Annotated in this window: 10 protein-coding genes; 9 read left to right on the forward strand and 1 reads right to left on the reverse strand. The window is 72.4% G+C overall.

The annotated features are described in order from the left end of the window. Window positions 1–403: 403 nt before the first annotated feature. From OG472_RS36160 to OG472_RS36200, 9 genes are all read left to right on the forward strand, one after another. Window positions 404–9,754: a neuraminidase-like domain-containing protein gene (locus OG472_RS36160; RefSeq protein WP_405942484.1), complete on the forward strand. Its 9,351-nt coding sequence runs from the start codon at window positions 404–406 to the stop codon at window positions 9,752–9,754. After that, window positions 9,751–10,962: a Kelch repeat-containing protein gene (locus tag OG472_RS36165; RefSeq protein ID WP_401605546.1), complete on the forward strand. Its 1,212-nt coding sequence runs from the start codon at window positions 9,751–9,753 to the stop codon at window positions 10,960–10,962. The genes OG472_RS36160 and OG472_RS36165 overlap by 4 nt, the downstream gene beginning before the upstream one ends. Window positions 10,963–10,990: 28 nt before the next feature. Then, on the forward strand, window positions 10,991–12,202 hold the full coding sequence (locus OG472_RS36170; RefSeq protein WP_405942485.1) for a Kelch repeat-containing protein: 1,212 nt from the start codon (window positions 10,991–10,993) through the stop codon (window positions 12,200–12,202). Beyond that, window positions 12,199–13,359, forward strand: coding sequence for a kelch repeat-containing protein (locus OG472_RS36175; protein ID WP_405942486.1), 1,161 nt, complete (start codon window positions 12,199–12,201; stop codon window positions 13,357–13,359). The genes OG472_RS36170 and OG472_RS36175 overlap by 4 nt, the downstream gene beginning before the upstream one ends. A 115-nt stretch (window positions 13,360–13,474) precedes the next feature. Further along, window positions 13,475–20,905 (forward strand): SpvB/TcaC N-terminal domain-containing protein, encoded by a 7,431-nt coding sequence (locus tag OG472_RS36180; protein WP_405942487.1) that lies wholly within the window; start codon window positions 13,475–13,477, stop codon window positions 20,903–20,905. Window position 20,906: 1 nt separating this feature from the next. Continuing rightward, the gene (locus OG472_RS36185; RefSeq protein WP_405942488.1) at window positions 20,907–21,299 is read left to right on the forward strand and encodes a hypothetical protein; all 393 of its coding nucleotides are present in this window, start codon (window positions 20,907–20,909) and stop codon (window positions 21,297–21,299) included. Between the two features lie 378 nt (window positions 21,300–21,677). Next, complete coding sequence (panD, locus tag OG472_RS36190) at window positions 21,678–22,097, forward strand: aspartate 1-decarboxylase (RefSeq protein WP_401605557.1); 420 nt, start codon at window positions 21,678–21,680, stop codon at window positions 22,095–22,097. A 15-nt stretch (window positions 22,098–22,112) separates the two neighbouring features. Beyond that, the gene (locus OG472_RS36195; RefSeq protein ID WP_405833137.1) at window positions 22,113–22,472 is read left to right on the forward strand and encodes a GNAT family N-acetyltransferase; all 360 of its coding nucleotides are present in this window, start codon (window positions 22,113–22,115) and stop codon (window positions 22,470–22,472) included. 11 nt (window positions 22,473–22,483) lie between these two features. Further along, window positions 22,484–23,221 (forward strand): aspartate/glutamate racemase family protein, encoded by a 738-nt coding sequence (locus tag OG472_RS36200; protein ID WP_401606443.1) that lies wholly within the window; start codon window positions 22,484–22,486, stop codon window positions 23,219–23,221. Window positions 23,222–23,360: 139 nt separating this feature from the next. Here OG472_RS36200 and gndA read toward each other — a convergent pair whose 3' ends face one another. Further along, window positions 23,361–24,806, reverse strand: a complete 1,446-nt coding sequence (gndA, locus tag OG472_RS36205; RefSeq protein WP_401605560.1) for an NADP-dependent phosphogluconate dehydrogenase — start codon at window positions 24,804–24,806, stop codon at window positions 23,361–23,363. Window positions 24,807–24,866 lie beyond the last annotated feature (60 nt).

Here is a 24,866-nt window from a genome sequence, read left to right on the forward strand (position 1 = left end):
GCGAGCGCTGTGGGCGGCCCCGGCCCGGCGGCCGCCGCGAGTGCGGCCCGTGGCCGGCGTCTGGTGCTCGTGTTCGACGGCCTCGACGAGGACCGTGGTGTGGTGTCCGGGCCCGTAAGTCACGGCATTGCGGCGTTGCTGCCGCAGACCCCGCCACCTGTCCACCGGGCCGGGCTGGGCCGGGATCTGGTCGGTCTGGCCGCTGCTGTCGGAGGCGGCCGCTCGGGAAGCGCCGCTTTTCGAGCGGTCTCCCGCTCGCCCGGCCCGGTTGCGGCAGGCTGCCCAATTCAGCCGCATAGGGGGTTTAAGGCCGGAATGCGAGGATGTGGGGTGAGCCGTCGCTATGCTCCCCAGCGAAATACCCCAGCTCACAGGCGAAGAACCCACGTCACCAGGTGAAGCCATGACCAGTGCAGTCGTCCCCCGTTCCGTGACCATCCAGGGCCGAGTGCTCCGCGAAGACGGCACACCCGTCGCGGGTGCCGCTGTCACGGTGTCGGCGAGACGGCTGCGCGCCACGGAACCAGTGGGGGAGGCGCACACCGATGACCGGGGCGCGTACCGCCTGGATTGCCCGCTGCCGGACACCGCCGCGGAACTGGTGGTCGGCGCCGCCCTGGAGGGGGAGACGGTCCATACCGTGCGGTCCGTCGCCGAGGCCGGAGAGGATGTCGACCTGCGGCTGCCGGGCAGCGGACCGTGCCGCTACGAGGCCTTGCTCACCGCCGTCGGCGCGCACCTCGACGGGGTGCGGTTCGCCGAGATCGCGGAGGACCACGACCTCGCCTACCTCTCCCGCGCCACTGGCCACACCGCGCAGGACATCGAACACGCCGCCCTGGCCGCGGGACACGAACAGCGAACCGGGCTGTCGGCCGATCGGTTCTTCGGGCTGCTCACCCGCGGCCTGCCCGCCGATCTGGCCGCCCTGGCCCAGCGGCCCACCTCGGAAGTGACGGCTGCGCTGGTCGCCGCGGCCGAGGCCGGGGCCATCTCCTCGCCGGACGGAGCGGTGGAGTTCATGGCGACCCTGCGCGCCCGGGAACTCCAGGCCGCGGCGGCCGATCCCGCCCATCTGGACGGAGTGGTCCCCTCCGCCCTGGCGCGCATCTTCGCCGCGGCGGTTCCCGAACCTGAGGTCCGCGCCCGGCTGTACACCGCCCACCTGGACCGCACCGGCGCACCCGAGAGCATGGCCGGCGAGCTCGACGGGCACGCCGATCGGCTGGACCTGGACCTGGCCCTGGAGCTCGGTCGGCTCACCCGTGACAACCCGGCGCTGGTCACCTCCCTGCTGGCGCGCTTCGACATGGGGGAGTTCACGCACCGTCGGGACCTCGTCCGCCTGGACGGCCGCTGGGCCGAACTGGTCGCCGAGACGGGCGGCGTACCGGAGCCCGGCCCCCGTACCGGCTCGGACCCCGACCCGGTACGGCCCCGGCCCGCCGGCCCGGTCGCGGCGACCTCCGGGGAGACGACGCGGAACGCGTTCGAGGGGGACGAGGACGAGCACGCCGTACGGGCCTACGCCGAGGACATCAGGACCCGGGTGGCCCAGGCCTACCCCACCGCCCACCTCGCCTTCCGGCTGGCCGCTCACCCGCAGCACACCGAGGCCCCCGCCACCCGCTTCCTGGCGGCCAACCCCGACTTCGACCTGACGGCCACCCCGGTCGACGCCGCCACGGTCCCGGACGCGGAGGTGCGCCGCGAACTGGCCTCGATCCAGCGGACGTTCAAAATCGCCCCCCGCTTCGAGGCCATGCAGGCCCTGCGGGACAACGGCTTCCACTCCTCCTACGCCGTCGCAGGCATCGGACGCTCCGACTTCGTCCGCAAGGTGTCCGGCGACGTCGACGAGGCCGAGGCCTTCGCCATCCACGCGCGGGCCACCCAGGTGCACGCCGAGGCCGTCAACCTCGTCGCCGATCTGCGTACCGCAGGACAGTTCGACGTGCCCTGGCTGCCCGCGATCCAGCCCCAGACCGCGCAGATCCCCGACTGGGAGGAACTCTTCGGCTCGGCCGACTATGCGCCGGTCGAGGAGAGCCGCTCGGTGTACGGCCAGGCGGCGTACCTCGTGGACCTGCTGTACTACCTGCGCAGGCTCGGCGGGGGCGCCCAGACCGGAGAATCCAAGTGCGGCCCGGTCGCCGAGGTGCTCCACGCCCGTCGGCCGGACCTGTGGGACGTCGAACTCAGCAAGGAGAACACCGAGTTCGCCATCCCGTACGTGGACCTCGTCAACGAGGTCCTGGAATCCGCCGTCTCCCCGGAGACGGCGGTCCCGGCCGGCGAGCGCCAGAGCCGCGGCGGCCCGGACGAACTGCGCGTACAGCCCCAGCACGTCAACACCGGTGCGTACGACAAGCTGCGCAACGCCGTCCACCCCTGGCAGCTGCCCTTCGACCTGTGGGGCGAGCAGACCACCAACTACCTCGGCCACCTGGGGGTCACCCGGGAGTCCCTGATCCTCGACCTCTGCTACGACACGACCCACCCCACCGACTTCGACCGGCTGCTGACGGCCGCCCGGCTCGGCCTCTCCAAGGTGTCGCAGCAGATCATCGCCGGCGAGACGCTCACTCCGCCGCGCACGCTCGCCGAGTTCTACGGGCGGCCCGCCGCGACCACCGATCAGGCGCTGACGGGCTTCATGGCCAACGTCCGCACGCTCCTGGACACCGCCGGACTGCGCTTCACCGGGCTCGCGGCCGTGCTGGAGACCCGCTTCGTCAACCCGGGCGGCGTGGTGCGGTTCGTCCCCGACGCGAGGTTCCCGAACAACACCGCGAAGATGACGCTCTCCGGCCTCGACGCCGCCGTCCTGGACCGGCTGCACCGCTTCGTCCGCCTCCAGCACGTCCTGGGCGTCGACGCGCGGGAACTCGACCGCCTGATCCACGGATCCAACAACGACGGCCGTCTCGACGCGCTCACCCTGCGCTCCATCGCCGCGGTCCGTTCCATGAGCGGCAGGCTGGACCTGCCGGTGGACCGGGTCCTCGGCTTCTGCCGGCCGCTGGACACCCACCACTACCCCTCGGACAAACAACCCCCGCTGTACGACCGGATGTTCCTCGACCCCGCCGTGGTCAGTCCGCAGCAGGGCGCCCCCAACCCCTTCGAACTCAACGCCGACCGCAGCGAGCTGAAGGTCATCGGCAGCCTGGAGACGCCGGGCGTCTCGGCCGCCCTGCTCGCCGCGCTCCAGGTCACCGACGCCGAGCTGGCCGACCTGGTGACCGGGCCCGACACGCCCCTGCGGAACAAGTCCCTCAGCCTGGTCAACCTGACGGTCCTCAGCTGTGCGGTGACCCTGGCCCGCGCCCTCTCCCTGCCGATGGCCGATCTGCTGAGGATCGCCCTCCGTAGCAGCTCCAACCCCTGGTCCCATCTGGCCGCCTCGGCCTCTGCGGTCACGTCCGCCCAGTCGGAACTGGCCGGCGGCGCCCCGGTGCGGGCCCCGGGCGCGGAAGCCGCGGCCGGTCCGCCGCTGCTTCCCGCCGCCTCCGAGATGGGCGTCCTCGGCCGCTTCCTCGACCTGATGGAGGCCTTCTCCGGAGCCGGCTTCGGCGCCGCCGCGATCGAGACGGTCCTCGACGCCCGCCCATCCCAACGCGACGGCCTCGTCCCGGACGACACCGCCCTCGCAACAGCGCTCACCTCCCTGCGCACCGCTCTCCAGGCCGTCCGCCAGCAGACCCAGGGGACCACCGACGAGCGGGGCGAACTCACCCGCCGGAACCTCGCCCTCATGGGCTGGGACGCGGCGCTGGTCCAGGAAGCGGTGTCCACCCTCGCGGGCACGGCCGGATACGCGGCGCCGCTCGCAGCGCTGCCGGCCGGAGTCACCCTGCCCCCCGGTCTGCCCGTGCGCTTCGAGCCGGTGGAGGGGCCGGAGCGCGGGCGGCTGTCGTTCACCGGACCGATGAACGACGCTCAGAAGCAGCAGCTGCTCGCCCTCTCCGCCGGCCCGGAGGGCGCCGCCTACCGCACCGCGGTCGAGGAGCTGTACCAAGCGCCGCGCCGGTTCGTCACCGGCCGGATGAAGGCCCTGCGCATCCCGGTGTTCTCGGCGCCCCTCGCGGCCCTGCCCGCCGGGTACGCCGTCCCCGCCACGCTGTCCGGGAAGGTCTTCCACGACGTGACCGGCCACGCGCTGCGTTCGCGCGGATACCTGAGCGAGGCCGAGGCAGGGCTGCTGAAGCAGGCGCCCGGGGCCGACTCCGCCCTCGTGGCCGCCGTCGACGGCCTCGTCACCGCCCAAGAGGCGGCGCCGGAGCCCGGCAACACCTTCCTCGTCGCGGCCGACACCGGCCCCCTGTTCGACGCGCCGGACGTCATCCCCGCCGACCGCTTCCGTCTCGTACTGGAGCGGCTCGTCCCCCATCTGCGCCTCACCCTCAGCAAGGCCGCGGTCGTCCAGCAGATCGGCCAGTCGGCCGGTCTCGACCCGGCCCTCGCCGAAGCCCTGCTGGGCACGTGGCTGCCGGGCGCCGCGGGCAAGCCGGTGTTCGAGGAGTTCCTGACGACGGCGTTCACCGGCAGCGATCCCACGGTCGTGATCAGCCGGGGCGGATTCGGGCCCCAGTTCACCGCACTCGAACTCGTCCACCGGGTCGCCCTGGTCCTCAAGGCCCTGCGCTTCACGGCCGAGGATCTGCCGTTCGTCTTCCGGTACGCGGCCGTCGGCCAGTGGCTCGACCTCGGCTCGCTGCCCGCCGCCCCGCCGACCGCGCCCTCGCACGTACCCGTACTGCGGCTGTCCGCGCTGATCGCGCTGGCCAGGCTGCGCGAGGCCGTGCCCGGCGGGATCGCGACCCTGGAGGCGGTCTTCGTACTCGCCACCACCCCCGGAAGCTACGACAGCCAGATCATCAGGGAGCTGAGCCGCCGCACCGGATGGCCCTTCCTCGACGTCGTCATGGTGGCCCGCAACTACCAGATCAACATCGCGGAGCGCTTCGCCGGCCTGGCCAACCTCGACAGGATCCGGCGCGGCGTGGCGATGTACCGCCGCCTCGGGGTGTCCGCCGAGCGCGCCAACCTGTGGCTGCGCGCCGAGTTCACCCCCGAGGCCGCCCAGGCCGCCTGGGGCGCCGTCCGGGCCCGGCACTCCGCCACCGACTGGCCCGCGGTCGCCGGTCCCGTGCAGGACGCCCTGCGCGAGCGCCGGCGCGCCGCCCTGGTGGCGTACCTGGTGGCACATCCGGCCCTCGAAGGCGGCACCCCGCTGTGGCGGGACGCCAACGGTCTGCACGACCACTTCCTGCTGGACGTGGAGATGGGCGCCGGCCAGCAGACCACCCGCATCGCGCAGGCCGCGTACAGCATCCAGCTCTTCGTCCAGCGCTGCCTGCTGAACCTGGAACCGCGGGTCACCACCTCCGACTCCGAGCTGTGGGAGCAGTGGGAGTGGATGAAGCAGTACCGGCTGTGGGAGGCCAACCAGAAGATCTTCCTGTACCCGGAGAACTACTTCGAGCCGGAGCTGCGGGCCGACAAGTCGGCGTTCTTCGGGCAGCTGGAAACAGACCTGACGCAGAAGGACCTGAACGACGAGACGGCACGCGGGGCGCTGCTGGGCTACCTCGAAGAGCTGTCGGCCGTCGCACGGCTCCAGCCGAGCGGGGTGTACGTCGACTACGACCTCGACGATCCGCCGACGGACTTCAGCGGTGAAACGGTCTACGTGCTCGCCCGCACGGAATCGGCGCCCCGGACGCACTACTTCCGCACGTGGGTCAACCGGCTCTACTGGACCCCGTGGCAGAAGGTCAACCTCGACATCGACGGCGAGTGCCTGTCGCTCGGGATGTGGGACAGGCAGCTGTACGCGTTCTGGCCGACCTTCATCCCCGCGGGCGAGGCCCAGGAGATCACTGCGCTGCCCGACGGCACCGGGGCGAACAAGATCGTCCCCAGTCCGAGGTACTGGAAGATCCAGCTCAACTGGAGCGAGTTCCGCAACGGGCAGTGGACCACGAAGCGGGTCTCGGGCGAGACGCTCGACACCAACCCCGTACTTCCGGCGGGATGGGAGCCCGACCAGCGTTTCTCGGACCACTTCGACCCGGCGGAGAAAGCACCGTACCTGTTCGTGCCGGGGTCGGACTTCTACAGCCGTGAACCGGTGGTCTGGTGCAACTACGGCCGACTCTTCGACCTGTCGAACACAACCACCCACAACTCCCACTCCTCGACCGTGTGGGGCAGGTTCCGGCTGAGCAGGCGCCGTGGCACCATGCTCGCCGAGCCGATGGGATTCTCCGCCGTCCGCGTCGAGACCAACGAGCCTTCCCCGACCGACCCCGGCGGTCAGACCGCCGTCGAAGGGGCCAGCCAGTACCAGTACTTCATTCCACCGCCCGGCCAGAAGGTCGTCAACAACTGCTGGGTGGAGAACCAGATCGGCGGGGAGTTCGGCCGGCAGTTCTGCCTGCACGACGCCCGCGCGATCCTGACGCGGACCCCGCTGTCCCTCCCCTTCCGCGTGGTGACGCCCCATCAGGCCTACCCCAGGACATGGCAGCGGGACATCCTGTTCTTCACGGACAGCGAACGGTCCTATCTGGTGACCCCGGACTGGCGGAACGACAACTACTACCGCCAGGAGTTCTCGGCCTTTTACCACCCGTACACCGAGGTCTTCAAGGCGCAGCTGGGCCTCTTCGGTCTGTCCGGACTCTTCGACCGCGAGCTCCAGCTCCGTCCCGATCGGTTCACACCGACCGGCACGACCGAGAGCTTCGAGGAGCGCTACTCACCCGACCCGGAGCGCGCGCTCGGCCCCCACTACCCCACGGAGGACGTCGACTTCGAGGCCGAGAAGCCCTACGCCGTCTACAACTGGGAGCTCTTCTTCCACGCCCCCCTGCTCATGGCCGGCCGCCTCTCCGTCAACCAGCGCTTCGCCGAGGCCCAGCAGTGGTTCCACCGGATCTTCGACCCCACCGACCGGACCCCCGCGACCGGGCCCCAGCGGTTCTGGCGGACCAAGCCCTTCTACGAGACCTCTATCGACCCCGACGACCCGGACGGCTACCAGGGGCAGCGCATCGAGGAGATCCTGCGACGGCTCGCGGAAGGGAACACGAAGGAGGCCGCGAAGGTGGACGCCTGGCTGCGGCACCCCTTCCAGCCGGACATCGTCGCGCGGCTGCGGACCACCGCCTACCAGAAGGCCGTGGTGATGAAGTACCTCGACAACCTCATCGCCTGGGGTGACCAGCTGTTCCGCCAGGAGACCCTGGAGTCGGTCAACGAGGCCACCCAGCTGTACATCCTCGCCGCCGAACTCCTCGGCCGGCGGCCGGAGGAGGTGACCGGGCGGGCCCCCGCGCCCGTCCTCAGCTTCCGGCAGCTGAACGCACAGCCGCCCGCCGCCGCGGTCGCCGCCACCGAGAACCTGATCCCCGCCCCGCGGCACGCGCCCCCGGCCATCGCCCCCGGCGTCGGCGTCCGCTGGCTGGACTACTTCGGCATCCCGCGCAACGAGAAGCTCCTCGGGTACTGGGACACCGTCGACGACCGCCTCTACAAGATCCGCCACGGCCAGAACATCGAGGGCGTCGCCCGGCAGACGCCCCTGTTCGGGGCGGAGATCGACCCGGCGCTGCTCGCCCGCGCGGCATCCTCCGGCCTCGACCTGTCGACCGTCCTGTCGGACATGAACGCCCCCGTCCCGCACTACCGGTTCGCCACCGTGCTCGCCAAGGCCAAGGAGTTCGCCCAGCAGGTCCAGAGCTTCGGCGGCGAGCTGCTCGCGGCACTGGAGAAGCGCGACGCGGAGGAGCTCGCGCGCCTGCGGTCCACCCACGAGTACGCCGCCCTCGACGCCGCGCTCAAGGTCCGCAAGGTGCAGGTGGATGAGGCCAAGAAGTCCGTCAAGGCGCTGGAGGCGTCCCGGGTCATCGCCAAGGACAAGGAGAAGTACTACGAGGGCAAGGCCAAGCACCGGATGAACGCCAAGGAGAAGACGGCCGCCGAACTGAGCAAGCAGTCCGTCGAGCTCCAGAAGGTCTCCGCCACCATCAACACCCTCGCCAGCTACCTGTCCCTGATCCCCGAGCTCAAGATCGGCGCCCCGACCTCGGTGGGCGTCACCTTCGGCGGCAACAACCTCTCCGACGCCATGATCGGCATGGCCCACGGCATCATCGGCTACCTGAGCGCCGATGCCTCCCAGGCGCAGCAGTCCGCCACGGTCGGCGGCTACGACCACCGACTGGAGGAGTGGAAGTTCCAGAAGAAGCTGGCCGCGGACGAGGTCAAGCAGTTCACCGCCCAGATCAAGGCCGCGAAGTCGCACCAGAGCGCCGCGGAGAAGGAGGTGGAGAGCCACGTCAGGCTCATGACCAACTCCCGTGACGCCGACGTGCTGCTGCGCGGCAAGTACACCAACCAGGAGCTGTACGACTGGATGGCGGGCCAGCTCGGCACCAGCTACTTCCAGGCCTACCAGCTCGCCTACGACGTCGCGAAGCGGGCCGAGCGCGCCCTCCGCCACGAACTGGGCACCGACGAGACCGACTTCATCTCCTTCGGCTATTGGGACAGCCTGCACAAGGGACTGCTCGCCGGGGAGCGCCTGATCACCGATCTGCACCGGATGGACGCGGCCTACTACGAGGCCAACGCCCGCGAGCTGGAGCTGACCAAGCGGATCTCGCTCGCCCAACTGGATCCCGGCGCGCTGCAGAGCCTGAAGGAGACCGGCAGGGCGTACGTCTCCCTCCCCGAGGCCCTCTTCGACCTCGACACGCCCGGGCACTACATGCGCCGGCTGAAGCAGGTCAGCTTCACCGTGCCGTGCGTGGCGGGCCCGTACACGGGGGTGAACCTCACCGCCACCCTGCTGCGGAGCAGCGTGCGGCTCGAATCGAGGCTCAACGGCGGCAAGCACGCCCGCCAGCCCGGGGACATCCGCTTCCGGGACCACATCGGCCCCGTGCAGTCGGTGGTGACCAGCACCGGACAGGACGACGCCGGGCTCTTCGAGGGCACGCTGCGCGACGACCGGTTCCTGCCGTTCGAGGGCGCGGGCGCCATCGGGCAGTGGCAGCTGTCGCTGCCGGACTCCTTCCGCCAGTTCGACTACGCGACCATCAGCGACGTCGTCATCCAGATGCGGTACACGGCCAGGGACGGCGGGGCCACCCTGGCCTCGGCGGCCGTCGCGGAACTGCACCGGGCACTCGGATCGTGGCTGCACGCGGGCGGCGGCACGGGCCTGTACCGGTACTTCAGCGCACGCCGCGAGTTCCCCGACCAGTGGAGCCGGTTCCTGGCCGCCCCCGCGGGCGCCCCGGCCACGCTCTCCTTCCGCCTCGCCAAGCGGCACTTCCCGTACCTCTTCCACGACCGGACCACCGAACTCCAACGGCCCGAGCTGATCCTGCTCCTGTCCACCGACCGCGCGCCCGGCTCCTCCACTCGCTTCAGGGACTGCTACCCGGGCGGTGGAGCGCTGACCGTGCGGCTGAGCGGGCCGGGCGGCGCACACGGCGACCTGACGCTGACCGCGGATCCTGCCCTGGCGGGCCAGCCGCGGGCCGGCGTGGACGGAGTACACGGAAAGGTGACCGAGACCGACCAGGAGTGGCTGGTCACCGTACCCGCCGACGCGATCGCGGCGCTCGCCCCCGAACTGCTCCGCGACGGCAGGCTCAACCCGGACGCCTTCGCGGATCTGCTGCTGGTGTGGCAGTACGCGGTGGGGCCCGCCACGGGCCAGGCGGTCACCTCGTGATCGCGGACCCGCACCGGCGCGCGGGGCGCTTCGCCGCCCGGACCGCGGACGCGGCCGGGCAGGCGGCACCCGGCCGCTGGTCCCGGGCCGGGGAGATGCCGTTCGCCGGCTTCTGGGCGCAACCGGCGGACGCGGCCGTTCTGCTGACCGACGGCCGGGTGCTCATCACGGGCGGAGAGGACGGGCGGCGGGTCCCGACCGATGTGACCGCGCTGTTCGATCCGGCAGCGGGAACGTGGACCTCCTCCGGGGCCCTGTGGACCGGCCGCCGCCTGCACAGCACCACCCGGCTGGCCGACGGGCGGGTCCTGGTCGCCGGAGGTCTCGGCGAGGCGCCGGGTCCCGTCCCGGCCACCGGCCTCGGCTCGTGCGAGGTGTACGACCCGGCCACCGGCACCTGGTCCGCCACGGGGCCGCTGGCCGAGCCGCGCTTCTCGCATTCGGCGACCCTGCTGCCCGACGGCAGGGTCCTGGTCGCCGGCGGCGCCTCCGTCCGCTCGGCCGACTCCCACCGCACCCTGAGATCGGCCGAGGCGTACGACCCGGCCACCGGCAGCTGGACACCGGTCCGCCCGATGACCGACGCCCGCTTCGGGCATCCCGCCGTACGCCTGGACGACGGCCGGATCCTGATGGTCGGCGGAATCCTCGCCGTGGGGCGCGGCAGCTACACCGCTCTCGCCTACTGCGAGCTGTACGAGCCGGAGGGAGACCGCTGGGTGCCCGCCGCCGGCCTGGCCACCGGCCGCAAGAGCCACCAGGCGACCCTGCTCCCGGGCGGCGGAGTCCTGGTCACCGGCGGCGACATGGCGGGCTTCAAGGACTCGGACTGGACCTACGACCCGTACAGCCAGTGGACCACCGAACGTTACGACCCGGTGGCGGACCGCTGGAGCGCCGTGGCGGAGATGCCCTGGGGCCGCAGCCACCACCGGGCCGTACGACTGGCCTCCGGCGACGTCCTCGTCCTCGGCGGTACGGACGACGCCTCGATGTCCGTCGGCTACCAGAACGCCACGCTCTACGACGTCGCCGCCGGCAGCTGGTCGGCGGAGTTCCCCATGCTGCGGGGCCGCTGGGCACCCGCCGCGATCGGCCTCGCCGACGGCAGGGTGCTCGTCATGGGAGGACTGGACGAGTCCGGCCCGGCGGCCCCGCTGCCCGGTGAGGACCAGGTCACCGCCACCGCGGAGATCTACGCGCCGTAGCCGGCCGGAGGTGAAGGAGAGAGCACCCATGCGCACCACGCTCGCGGCCGGTGGCGAAGCGACCGGCCCGGCAGGCGCCCCGCCGGTCGCGCGGACCGCGCCCTCGGGGCGGTGGACGGCGGCCGGCGAGCTGCCCTTCCCGCTGGTCATGCTGCACGGGCAGCAGGACTGCCCGGTACTGCTGCCGGACGGCGGCGTGCTCCTCGCCGGTGGCGCGGGACCGGCCCTGCAGGCCCTCGACGGCACGGCCCTCTTCGATCCGGCCGAGACCCGGTGGACCGTGGCGGCCCCGCTCCGCCAGGCCCGGCGGATGCACAGCCTCACCCTGCTCGCCGACGGCCGGGTCCTCGCGGCGGGCGGCATCACCGGAACGCAGGCCTACCCGCCCCGCGCCGTGGCCACCGCCGAGCTCTACGACCCGGCCACCGGCAGCTGGACCCTCACCGGCGCACTCCACGAACCCCGCCACAGCCACACGGCGACCCGCCTGCCGGACGGCAGGGTGCTGGTCGCGGGCGGCGAGCGGCACCGCGACGCCGTTTCCCCGCGCGCCCTCGCCACCGCCGAGCTGTACGACCCGGCCACCGGCACCTGGACCCCGGCCCGGGAGATGGGCGACGCCCGCTGGCACCACCAGGCCGTCCTGCTGAGCGACGGCCGGGTCCTCGTGGCCGGCGGCCTCACCGACACCGGCCGCAGCCGGGCGCGGGAGCTCGGCCTGTGCGAGATCCACGACCCGCAGACCGGCCTCTGGACCCCCACCGCGGCACTCCACGAAGCCCGTTGCGGCCACCAGAGCCTGCTCCTCGCCGACGGCACGGTCCTGACACTGGGCGGCTCCGGCCCCCGAGTGGCCGACGACGCGCGCTACGACCCGCACAGCCTGGCCGGCGTCGAGCGCTACGACCCGGTGGCCGAGGAGTGGCGCCCGGAACCGCCTCTGCCGTCGGGCCGCGGCCACCACCGGGCACTGCTCCTCGGCACGGGCGAAGTGCTGGTCTGCGGCGGCTTCGACGCCGCCTGCCAGGACATCGGCTACGCCGCTGCGCTGCGCTACGACCCGGGCGCTCGGGCCTGGTCCGTGGCGGCACCGATGCGTACCGGCCGCTGGGCCTTCGGGGCGGTCCTGCTTGCCGACGGCCGCGTGCTCGCGGTCGGGGGGCTGGCCCGCAGCGGCCCCGCGGCCCCCGTGCTCGGCGCCCACCTGCCGGCCGCCACCGTGGAGGTGTTCAGCCCGTGACGGACGACCGAGGCGCCACGGGGCGCTGGGAGGCAGCCGGGCCGCTCCCCTGGGAACGCAACCTCTTCGGGGCGGCGAGCGGCGCCGTGCAACTGGCGGACGGGCGGGTCCTCATCACCGGCGGGGCGGACGGGACGCTCACCGCCGAGGCCGGCACCGCGCTGTTCGACCCCCGCGACGGCGCCTGGTCGCAGGGGCGGCCGATGGCCACCGCCCGGCGGATGCACTCCACGACCCTGCTCGCGGACGGCCGGGTCCTGGTCGCCGGCGGCCATGCCGGCCCCAACACCTTTCCGGTACGGCCCCTGGCCACCGCCGAGGTCTACGATCCGGAGTCCGGGGACTGGAGCCCGGCGGGCGAACTGGGCGAGGCGCGCTGCGGCCATTCGGCGACCCTGCTGGCGGACGGGCGGGTGCTGGTGGCCGGCGGTGCGGTCCGGCGTTCGGCCGGCTCGCAACGGTGCCTGTTCTCGGCGGAGTTGTTCGACCCGGCGGGACCGGCGTGGACGCCGGCCGGCGCGATGACCGACGCCCGTTCCTTCCACCCCGCGGTGCCGCTCCCGGACGGACGGGTTCTGGTCGCCGGCGGCTGGGTGGCCACCCGTACCGACGCGCGCGGCGGGACGTCGCTGGCGTACGGCGAATGCTTCGACCCGGCCGCGGGCAAGTGGACGCCCACGGGCGGCCTCGCCGCTCCGCGCAGCGGCCACCAGCTGACCGTACTGGCCGACGGGTCCGTCCTGGCCACGGGCGGAGCCGACGGCTGGGCCGCCGAGAACGGCCGTCTGAGCCCCTACAGCCGGGCGGCGGCGGAGCGCTGGGACCCGCCGACCGGTCTGTGGACCCGTGAGGCGGACATGCCGTGCGGCCGGTCCCAGCACCGCGCCGTGCTGCTGCCGACGGGGGAGGTGCTGGTGCTGGGCGGTACCAACGACCACCTCGGCGACGCGGGCTTCCGCAGCGCCGCACGGTACGACCCGGAGGTGCAGCGCTGGACGCCGGTGCCCGGGATGGCCGTGGGCCGTTCCGACTTCGCGGCGGTCACCCTGGCCGACGGGCGGGTCCTGGTGGCCGGCGGCATGGTCCGCGCCCGCCCCGCCGGCCCCTCGGGCGCGCCGCACGTGCTGACCGCCACGAGCGAACTGTTCGCCCTGTGACGGGGCATGGCACCGTTCGGGTGATGCGGCGGGTGATCGGCGGACCGGCCCGTACCGGGCGTGGTAGCAAAGGGGCCGTGAGCAGGCGGGTTCGAGCCAGGGGCGGCTGCGCGTGATGAGTGGCGAGCGAGACGGTTCTGGTCCCGGTACGCGGCAGTCCGCCGCCGCGCAAGGGGCGCTCCCGACGGTCGACGGGGGCGCCACCGGCGCCCTTCCGGCCGTCCCGGGCATGCCGAACCTCTCGCTGCCCAAGGGCGGCGGCGCGATCCGCGGACTGGGTGAGAGCTTCCGCTCCAATCCCGTGGCCGGGACGGCGGGCCTGTCGATCCCGGTCGAGACGACACCGGGGCGCGGGGGCTTCGGCCCGGCCTTGGCGCTGACCTACGACTCGGGCACGGGCAACGGTCCGTCTGGAGCCGGCTGGAGCCTCGGACTGCCGGCGATCACCCGGATGACCGAACGCGGCGTTCCCACATATGACACCGGGACCGAGGCCGACCGGTTCGTCCTGGCCGAGCACGACGAACTGCTGCCCGTCCTGGTACCGGCCGCCGGGGACTGGCGACGCCACGGCGACGAGCGAACCCTGAGCGACGGGTCCGTCTGGCTCGTCCGGCGCTACCGGCCGCGGGTCGAGGGCGCGTTCATCCGCATCGAGCGCTGGAGCAACCGGCAAACGGGCGAGACGCACTGGCGGACGATCAGCCACGACAACCTGACGACGCTCTACGGCCGCTCCGCGGAGTCGCGGATCGCCGACCCGGCCGATCCGGCGCGCCGCGTTTTCAGCTGGCTCGTCTGTGCCTCCTATGACGGCAAGGGCAATGCCATCCACTACCAGTACCGGGCGGAGGACGGCCTGGGAGTCGATCCGGGCCGCCCGGAGGAGCGGAACCGGACCGCCCTCGGCCTGAGCGCGGGCCGCTATCCGAAGCGGATCCGGTACGGCAACCACCGGCCGGTCGAACCGGGCGAGAACCTCGATGAGGTGGACGACTGGCACTTCGAGGTCGTGTTCGACTACGGCGAGCACGACCCGCAGGCGCCGACGCCGCAGGACGCCGCTCCCTGGCCGGTGCGGAGCGATCCGTTCTCGACCTACCGCGCAGGGTTCGAGGTCCGCACCTGCCGGCGCCTTCAGCGGGTCCTGGTCTTCCACCACTTTCCGGAGGAAGCGGTCGGCGCGTCCTGTCTCGTCCGCTCGACGGATCTCACGTACGACGACAGCCCGTTGCTGTCGAAACTGACGGCCGTCCGCAGGTCCGGCTACATCCGGGACGGTGCGAGGGGCTACCGGCGCTCCTCGCTGCCGCCGCTCGACCTCGCCTACAGCACGGGGCACATCGACGAGACGGTTCACGATCTCGACCCCGTCGGCCAGGAGAACCTGCCCGCGGGACTGGACGGCGGGGCCGCGCGCTGGGTCGACCTCGACGGGGAGGGGCTGGCCGGTGTCCTGATGGAGCAGGACGGCGGTTGGCACTACAAGCGCAACCTGGGCGGGGGACGGCTCGGGCCGCTGGAAGTCGTATCGTCCCGGCCCTCCACCGCCCGGATCGCGCACGGCCGTCAAGCGCTGCTCGACCTCGGCGGGGACGGCCGGCTCGATCTCGTCCAGCTCGGTGCGTCACCGGCCGGCTTCGCGGAGCGGACCGACGAAGGCGGCTGGGCGCCCTTCCGGCCGTTCGATTCGCTGCCGAACCTGTCCTGGGGCGACCCGAATCTGCGGTTCGTCGACCTCGACGGCGACGGCCTCAGCGACGTCCTCATCACCGAGGGGGACGCACTCGTCTGGCATCCGTCGCTCGGGGAGCGCGGTTTCGAGGCGGGGCGACGGGTCGCGGCCGCAGCCGACGAGGAGCGGGGCCCGCGCCTCGTCTTCAACGACGGGACGCGGTCGGTCTTCCTCGCCGACATGAGTGGCGACGGGTTGACCGATCTCGTCCGCGTCCGCAACGGCGAGGTCCGCTACTGGCCGAATCTCGGTCACGGCCGGTTCGGCCCCGCGGTGACCATGGGCAGGGCCCCGTGGTTCGATGCACCGGACCTGTTCGATCCCGACCGCCTCCGACTGGCCGACATCGACGGCTCGGGCGGGACGGACCTCGTCTATCTCCACGCCGACGGCCCCGTCATCTACGCCAACCAGTCGGGCAACAGCTGGGCGGAGCCGCAGCGCCTGGCCGCCTTCCCGGCCGTCGACGACGTCGCCACCGTCTCGGTGCTCGACCTGCTGGGCACGGGCACGGCCTGCCTGGTCTGGTCCTCGCCGCTCGCCGGCGACGCCGGTCGCGCCTGGCGCTACGTCGATCTGACGAGCGGACAGAAGCCCCACCTGCTGAACCTGGTCCGGAACAACATGGGCGGCGAGACGCGGATCGAGTACACCTCCTCGACGGTGTTCCACCTGGCCGACAAGGCAGCAGGGAGGCCATGGGCGACGAGGCTCCCCTTTCCCGTCCACTGCGTCTCCCGAGTGGAGGCGACGGACGCGATCAGCCGGTCTCGGCTGACGACCCGCCACGCGTACCACCACGGCTACTTCGACGGCGAGGAGCGCCAGTTCCGCGGCTTCGGCATGGTCGAGCAGTGGGACGCCGAGGCGTTCGACGCACTCGCCCCTGCCGCCGGGCTCCTCGCCGGGACGCCGCCGACGCACACCAAGACGTGGTACCACATGGGCGCCGACCTGGCTGATCGTGCTGTGGCCACGGCCTTCGGCGCCGAGTTCCGCCATGACGACCCGGCCGCGCCGACGCTGCCGAGCCCGCGCCTGGTCCCCGGCCCCGGCCCCGGCCCGGACCCGACCGTGCTCCGGGCCCCGGAAGCCCGGGAGTTCGACCGGGCCCTGAAGGGCCGGCCCCTCCGTGTGAAGATCTTCGCCGACGACGCCTCCGACCAGGCCGCCGAACCCTATCTCGTCACGACGCACGCCTACCGACTACGGAGGGAACAGCCCCACGACGGCGATCACGAAGCCGTGTTCTCGGTCTGGGAAGCGGAGACGCTGACGCTGCACGGCGAACGGACCGCCTCCGATCCACGCGTCCAGCACAGGCTCACCCTTGAGGTCGATGAGATCGGCAACCCGACGCGCGTGGCCGAGGTCAGCTATGCGCGCCGGCCGGGGCCGGACCGGCAACCCGAGCAGCAGCGGACGTGGACCACCGTGACGCGCAACCACTGGGTCAACGCCCGGGAGGAGCAGGACTGGTACCGGGCGGCGGTGCTGGTCGACACGAGCACCGAGGAGGTCAGCGGGGTCGAGCCACCCGACGGCCGGCCCTTCACCGTCGAGGGACTCGCGGCGCTGATCGACGCCGCGGCCCCGATCCCCTACGAAACGCCGGCGACACCGACGATCGCCCAGCGGCGGCTCATCAGCCGGATGCGCGTACGCCATTGGCGGGAAGACCTGACGGGGCTGCTGGCGCCCGGCGCGATCGACCGGCTCGGGCTGGTCGCCGAGACGGCCGTGCTCGCACTGACCCCCGGCCTGCTCGACGTCTACCGGGGCCTCATCGAGCCCGACGCCCTCACGACCGCGCTGCGCGACGAGGGCGGCTACCGCGACCTCGACGGCGACGGCCACTGGTGGGTCCCCTCCGGGCGGGTCTACTACGCCCCGGTCGGTGCGAACCCGCCCGATCCGGTTCCGCAGGACGCGCTCGCGGCTGCCCGGTGCTTCTGGCAGGTCCAGGCCGGGACCGATCCGTTCGGGAACCTGACCCGCTTCACTTACGACGTCTACCGCATGCTCCCGACCGGATCCGCCGATCCCGTCGGCAACGAGCGGCACGCCGTCCATGACTACCGGGTCCTGAAGCCGGCAGTGGCCGTCGATCCGAACGGCAACCGGAGCGCGGTGAGGTTCGACGAGCTCGGGATGATCACCGCCACGGCGGTGATGGGGAAGGAGAACGAGCCGGACCCGGCCCGTCGGGGGGACACCCTCGACGATCCGACCACGCGCGTCGAGTACCGCTTCATGGAGTGGCTCGACCACGGCCGGCCGGCCGCGGTGCGGACGCTGGCCCGTGAGCGTCACGGGCCCGGCACCCCGCGGTGGCAGGACACGTTCGTCTACCTGGACGGGCTCGGGCGGGAAGTACAGCACAAGGTCCAGGCCGAACCGGGGACGGTCGACGGCACGGACGTGTCCGAGCGGTGGGTCGGAACGGGCACGACGGTCTACAACAACAAGGGGCTCGCGGTCCGGCAGTACGAGCCGTTCTTCAGCGCCACCTCCGCCTTCGAGTGGCGCCCGGACGGACCGGCCACGACCCTTCTCTACGATCCGCTCGACCGCAAGGTCGGGACCGCCACGGCCGACCACCGGCTGAAGAAGGTGGTCTGGGCGCCGTGGCGGGAAGAGGCGTGGGACGAGAACGACTGCGTGCTCCTCGACCCGGCCACGGATCCCGATGTGGGTCCCGCGCTGCGGTCGGTCGACCCGGCCGACTACCTCCCGACCTGGCACCGGGCGCGGCAGGGGAACGCGCTCGGAGCGGAGGAGGCACGGGCCGCGGAGCTCGCCGCCGCCCACGCCGCCACCCCGACCGTCAGCCATCTCGACCCGCTCGGACGCGAGGTCGTCGTGGTCGCGGACAACGGGCCGCAGGGCCTGGCGGCGACGCGCCAGGAGATCGACGTCCAGGGTCGCGTCCGGGTCGTCGTCGACGCGCTCGGACGGCCGACCGTGCGGCGCGTCTACGACCTTCTGGGGACCACGCTCCGGCAGTCGAGCGCCGACGCAGGCGAGCGCTGGCACCTCACCGATGTGCGCGGCAACGCACTGCGAACCTGGGACGGACGGGGTTTTCGGACGCGGAGCGACTATGACGAACTGCGGCGGCAGCGGCGGCTCTTCGTCCGGCAGCCCGGCGGCGTCGAAGCGCTGGCCGAGGAGTTCGTCTACGGAGAATCGAGCCCCGGCAGCGCGGAGCGGAACCGGCGCGGCCAGGTCCACGTGATCCGTGACGGCGCCGGGCTGCAGACCAACGAGGAATTCGACTTCAAGGGAAACCTGGTCCGCTCGACCCGCCAACTGGCCCGTGAGTACCGCCAGGAACTCGACTGGACCGGCCAGGTTCCGCTCCAGGCCGAGCAGTTCGTCACGATGCGAGCCTATGACGCGCTCAACCGGCCGGTCATGCTCGTCACACCGCACGGCGGCGGGGTGCGCCCGAGCGTGATCCAGCCCGGCTACAACGAGGCGGGACTGCCAGACCGGCTCGACGTCTGGCTCCGGCGCGCCGAGGCCCCGACGCGCTTGCTGGACCCGGCGACCGCCGACCTGCGTGCCGTCACCGACATCGACTACGACGAGCGCGGCAACCGGACACGGATCGCCTTCGGGAACGGGGCGGTCACCCGCTACGAACACGATCCGGCCAATGCGCGCCTGACCCGGGTCCTCACGGCACGGGCGAACGGCGCCGACACGCTCCAGGACCTGCGGTACACCTACGACCCGGTCGGGAACGTCACCTCGATCCGGGATCTGGCCCAGCAGACGGTCTACTTCAACAACCAGGTCGTCGCCGGCGACACCGCCTTCACCTACGACGCGCTCTATCGGCTGGCATCCGCCCGGGGCCGCGAGCACGCGAGCGCCGGGGCGCCGCCACCGGAGTTCGACGACGGGACGCGTCTCGGCCGGCCGCACCCGAACGACGGCCAGGCGGTGCGCCGTTACGAGGAGGCTTACACGTACGACGCGGTCGGCAACATCCTCGGTCTCCTCCACCAGGCGGTCGGCGGCAGCTGGAACCGCACCTACGCCTACGACGAGCCGAACGCCTCTGCGACCACCAACCGGTTGACGAGTACGACGGTCGGAGGTGTCACCGGCCGGTACGGCTACGACACCAACGGCAACATGACCGCCATGCCGCACGTCGCCGAGCTGCGCTGTAACGCGCGCGATCAGATGCGCGTCGTCGACCGCGGCGGAGGCGGGCGGGCCTACTCCGTCTACGACGGCCAGGGGCAGCGCCTGCGGACGGTCTGGGAAAAGGGAGCGGGCCTGGTCGAAGAACGGATCTACCTCGGTCCCTTCGAGCTGTTCCGGCGGAGTACCGGCGGCGGTCTCGACCGCGAGTACGAGACGCTGCACCTGATGAACGGCGACCAGCGGGTGGCGCTGATCGAGACGCTGACGGTCGACGGCGGCGCACCCGTCGGCGACCCGAGTCCGCGGTTGCGGTACCAGCACGACAACCTGATCGGCTCGGCAGTGCTCGAGCTCGACCACTCGGCGCAAGTGATCTCGTACGAGGAGTACTACCCGTTCGGCAGCACCTCGTTCCAGTCCGTACGCGGGGCCGTCGAGGTCGGCTCCAAGCGCTACCGCTTCCTCGGCAAGGAGAGAGACGAGGCCAGCGGACTGGTGATGGCCGGGGCGCGCCGCTACGCGCCCTGGCTGGGGCGTTGGACGAGCTGCGACCCGGCAGGGCTGCTCGACGGAGTCAACGTCTACGCCTATGCGCGCAACAATCCGGTCGTCATGGTCGACCCGGAAGGGACGATGAGCTGGGCGAAGATCTTCGGTATCGCGGCGGCGGTCGTCGTCGGCGCAGCGGTCACGGCGCTGACGGCGGGTGCGCTGGGTCCGGTCGGCGCCGGAATCGTGGCGGGCGCGTTCGCCGGTGCGGCCGGGGAGGCCGCCGAGGCGTTCGCCGGCGACCAGCCGATCACGGCGCGCAACCTGCTCGTCTCGGCGGGGCTTGGGGCGGCGTTCGGCGGGATCTTCGCCGGAGCCGGGCAGATCCTCGCCCGGACCGGGATCGGGGCGCGGATCGGCGCGTGGGTCGCCAGCAGGGCGGCCGTTCAGTGGGCGAGCCGGGCGGCCTACCGCGTGACCGGCTCGACCTCCCGGCCCGTCGTGGCCGCTCGGGCGGCCGGGGCCTGGGTACGGCGTGGGGTGGAGCGCCTGGAGCGGGCCGGGGAATGGGCGGGCCGCCGACTGGGCGGGCCCTTCGCCCAGAACGCGGAGCGTCAGGCAGCGGACCGCGCCGGTCTGCAGGGCGCCCGGCAGCACGCGGCGGACCACGAGACGAAGGGCGTTCAGGCGACGGTCCAAGGGGAGCTGAACGGCCAGCCCTCCTCAGCCACGACACGGAGCGGCCGTGACAAGGGCGGCAAGGGCTTCACCGCGATCGAGACGCCGCAGGGACGCGTCGACGCGCCCGCGCCGGACGCGGTATCGGACGTGCTGCGCCCGCTGCCGGCGCGCATTGTGCCGGGAGCGACGTTCGTACGCGACGCCGATGCGGAGTTCAAGCTGTTCGGCCACACTCTGATCAGCACGAGCCGCGATTCCACGGGTCGGCTCTATCTCGGCGTGACGGCTCCCATCTGCCCGAGCTGTTACTCGAACCTCTGGAACACGAGGGCAGCCCTGCCCGGGGTTCGCATCCTCGCCGACCTGCCGTCGCAGACCCAAGGCGCGGCCGGTGCCCTGCAGACGTTCGTGCCCCATCAACGAGACGACGTGCCGCCGCCGATGCCGGTCCTCCAGCTCCAGGGCACCTTCGGAGAGTGAAATGACCGGAGTGCGCGAGGGCTGGCAGGACTTGCCGAACGGCGGAATGGTCCGGCTCGAAGACGGAGTGCCGGCCGAAGTGACCGACGCGGGACGGTGGGACCTGGACGAGCACCAGATCCTTGCCGAGGCGGGCCGGACGGTCGACATGCCCTTGACCTGGGCCGAGCTGGACCGGGCAAAGCGCTGGCGGCACACGGGGCTGACGACCTTGCTCAAGGCGTCGAACGAATGGCGTTGGTGCGTTGCCCCGGTCCTTCGGGAGACGTGTGAGCTGTGCGGCACCGAGGTCGGCACGGCCTGGATCACTTTGGCGGGAGGGCCTGAGCGCGTCTGGGCCGGAGAACAATGCGTTCAGGAGGCACGGGAGGGGACCCTCGACGTCGACCAGTGACATTCCACCCGCGAGCCGTGTCGGCGGTGGGTCCTGGATGGCGTCCAGGACCTGGTAGATGGTCAGGCCGACGTGTGTGTTTCTCGGTCGAGCCGCCGCAGAGTGAGGAAGGCCTGGGCAACGGTGATGACGCTCCGTCAGGGAAGGCGGGATCTGGTCAGCATCGGTTCCACCACCATCCCGAAGTGGCTGTCCGATTCGACGCCTGGTCGGCGGCGTCACAACAGCCTGGTTCGCGCGGAAGTACAGGCGAGGGGCCTTCTCGGCAGAGGGGATCGATGTTCCTGGCCATCTTCGATTTGACGCGTGCCGGTGTAGAGTGCTGAGCGCCCTTGACCTGCAGAAAGCAGGCAGGGAGCCGTCTTCTAGGAGCTCAGAATGCTGCGCACCATGTTCAAGTCCAAGATCCACCGGGCCACCGTCACCCAGGCCGACCTGCACTACGTCGGTTCCGTGACCATCGACGCCGATCTGCTGGACGCGGCGGATCTGCTGCCCGGGGAGATGGTCCACATCGTGGACATCACCAACGGTGCCCGGCTGGAGACCTACGTCATCGAGGGCGAGCGCGGGTCCGGGGTCATCGGGATCAACGGGGCCGCGGCCCATCTCGTGCACCCCGGAGACCTGGTCATCCTCATCAGCTACGCACAGGTCGAGGACGCGGAGGCGCGGGCGCTCAAGCCCCGCGTCGTGCACGTGGACGGCGACAATCGGATCGTAGAGCTGGGCGCGGACCCCTCCGCCCCGGTGCCGGGTACGGATCAGGAGCGCAGCCCCCACGCGGTGGCTGTCTGACGGGAGTCGGGGACCATGCCGGAGAGCCAGAACGCGCCGATCGAGTTCCGGGACGAGCGGAAGGCCGGGCGGCTGCTCGCCGTCGAGGGCGGGGCGGTGGTCGGGTTCATCGCCTACTTCGTGCTCGCCGAGGCGCCCCACGCCCTGGTGGCGGTGCACACCGTCGTCGAGCCGGGCCATGAGGGCCGGGGCATCGCCGGAGGGCTGGTGAAGACTTTCTACGGGATCGCCGCCGCCGAGGGCGTGCCCGTGGTGCCGCTCTGCCCGTACGCGGCGAGCTGGGCCGCCAAACACCCCGACCAGGCGCCCGAGCCGGCCGCCGAGGTCGTGGCGGCGGCCAAGGCCCAGCTCGACTCGGACTCCGACCTCTGGTGACGCCGCCGGACCTGGTTCTGCTGCACACCTCGCCCGTGCACGTCCCGGTCTTCGACGCGCTGCGGGACCGGCACCACCCGGAAGCCGTACTGCGCCACCTGGTGGAGCCGGAGCTGCTGGAACGGGCCCGCGCCGAAGGGCCCCCGGCCGTGGCTCCGGCCCTGCGCGCGGTGCTGGCGGCCTCGGGGCCCGCGCCCGTCCTCGTCACCTGCTCGACCATCGGGGCGACCGCGGAGTCGCTGGCTCCGGAGCTCGGCGTCCCCGTGCTGCGGGTGGACCGGCCGATGGCGGCCGCGGCCGTGCGCACGGGCGCGCGGATCGCCGTTCTGGCCGCCCTGGAGTCGACGCTCGCCCCGACCGCGGAGCTGCTGGCCGATGAGGCGGGGGCGGGCGGGCGGCGCGTGTCCGTCCGTCCGCATCTGGTCGCCGGGGCCTGGGAGTGCTTCGAGGCGGGGGACACGGACGGTTACCTCGCCCGCGTGGCCGCGGCCGCCGATGCCGTCACCGGCGCGGACGTCATCGTGCTGGCCCAGGCCTCCATGGCCGGGGCCGCCGATCTGACCACGAGCCCGCTCCCGGTGCTCTCCAGCCCTGCCCCGGGTCTGGCCGCCGGCCTGCGGATGTGTCCGGCAGCGGGGCCGCGGTGGGGGGCGTACGCGGCGCCATCGCGGGAAACTGAACAATATGGGACGAAACGTAGAGCAGACGCAGCCGCCGGTCCCGGAGCCCAACCCGTTCCCCGATCCTGAGCCCATGCCGCGGCCGGTACCGCCCGTGCCCGGGCCGGTGCCCGAGCCGGACCCGATCCCCCCGCCCCCAGGGCCCGCGCCGATCCCCCAGCCGGGGCCCCTCAGCTAGGCCCCCGGCCGGGGAGTCCCGGACCGGACGTCAGTCCGTGCGGACCTCCGAGCGGTCGCCGCTCCAGAGGGTGTGGAACGAACCCTCGCGGTCGGTCCGCCGGTAGGTGTGCGCCCCGAAGAAGTCACGCTGCCCCTGGGTGAGGGCCGCCGGCAGCCGTTCGGCGCGCAGGGCGTCGTAGTACGCGAGCGAGGCCGCGAACGCCGGTACCGGGATGCCCTGGCCCACGGCCGCCACGATCACCGCACGCCAGTCCTCCTGCGCCGCGCCGATCTCATCGGCGAAGCCCGGGTCCGCCAGCAGGCTCGGAAGCTCCGGCCGGGCGTCGTACGCCGCCCGGATCCGGTCGAGGAACGCGGCCCGGATGATGCAGCCGCCGCGCCACAGCGAGGCCATCGCGCCCAGGTCCACGCCCCACCCGTACTCCTCGCTGCCCGCGCGGATCTGGTGGAACCCCTGGGTGTACGAGACGATCTTCGACGCGTAGAGCGCCTGCTCCACCTGTGCGGCGAAGGCCTCCGCCGCCTCCGGCGCGAGCGCGGCGGCGGTCGGGCCCGCGAGCCCGCGTGCGGCCGTCCGCAGGTCCGCGTGGCCGGAGACGGCGCGGGCGAAGACCGCCTCGGCGATCCCCGACACCGGCACCCCCAGGTCCAGGGCGATCTGCACGGTCCAGCGGCCGGTGCCCTTCTGCTCGGCGGCGTCGGCCACGACGTCGACGTACGGCCGGCCGGTCGCGGCGTCCGTGTGCGCGAGCACCTCCGCCGTGATCTCGATCAGGTACGAGTCCAGGCGCCCCCGGTTCCAGCCGCGGAAGGTCTCCGCGATCTTCTCGGGGGAGTAGCCGGCCACCTCGCGCAGCAGGTGGTAGGCCTCGGCGATCAGCTGCATGTCGGCGTACTCGATGCCGTTGTGCACCATCTTGACGAAGTGGCCGGCGCCGTCGGGGCCCACGTGGGAGGTGCACGGCGTACCGTCGGCGGCCTTTGCGGAGATCTTCTCCAGCAGCGGGCCGAGTGACGCCCACGACTCCTCCGAGCCGCCGGGCATGATGCTCGGGCCGAGGAGCGCGCCCTCCTCGCCGCCGGAGATGCCCACGCCGACGAAGTGGATGCCCTGCTCGCGCAGTTCCCTCTCGCGGCGCCGGGTGTCCTCGAAGTGGGCGTTGCCGCCGTCGATGATGACGTCGCCCTCCTCCAGGAGCGGGGCGAACTCGCGGATCACGGCGTCGGTCGGGTCCCCGGCCTTCACCATGATGACGATGCGGCGCGGGCGCTCCAGCGCGTCGACGAACTCCTTCGCCGACTCGGCGGCCACGAAACTGCCCTCGTGCCCGAATTCCTCCACCAGGGCCGTGGTCTTGGCGGCGGTCCGGTTGTGGACGGCCACCGTGAATCCGTTGCGGGCGAAGTTGCGGGCGAGGTTGCTGCCCATGACGGCGAGCCCGGTGACGCCGATCTGGGCTGTGCTGGTGCTCATCGTTGCGCTCCTGCGTGCTTCGGTGTGCTTCGGTGTGCGGGACTGCCGACGCTACCCCCA

Origin of the sequence: Streptomyces sp. NBC_00207 (genome assembly GCF_045160965.1) — a bacterium.
Taxonomy (GTDB): domain Bacteria; phylum Actinomycetota; class Actinomycetes; order Streptomycetales; family Streptomycetaceae; genus Streptomyces.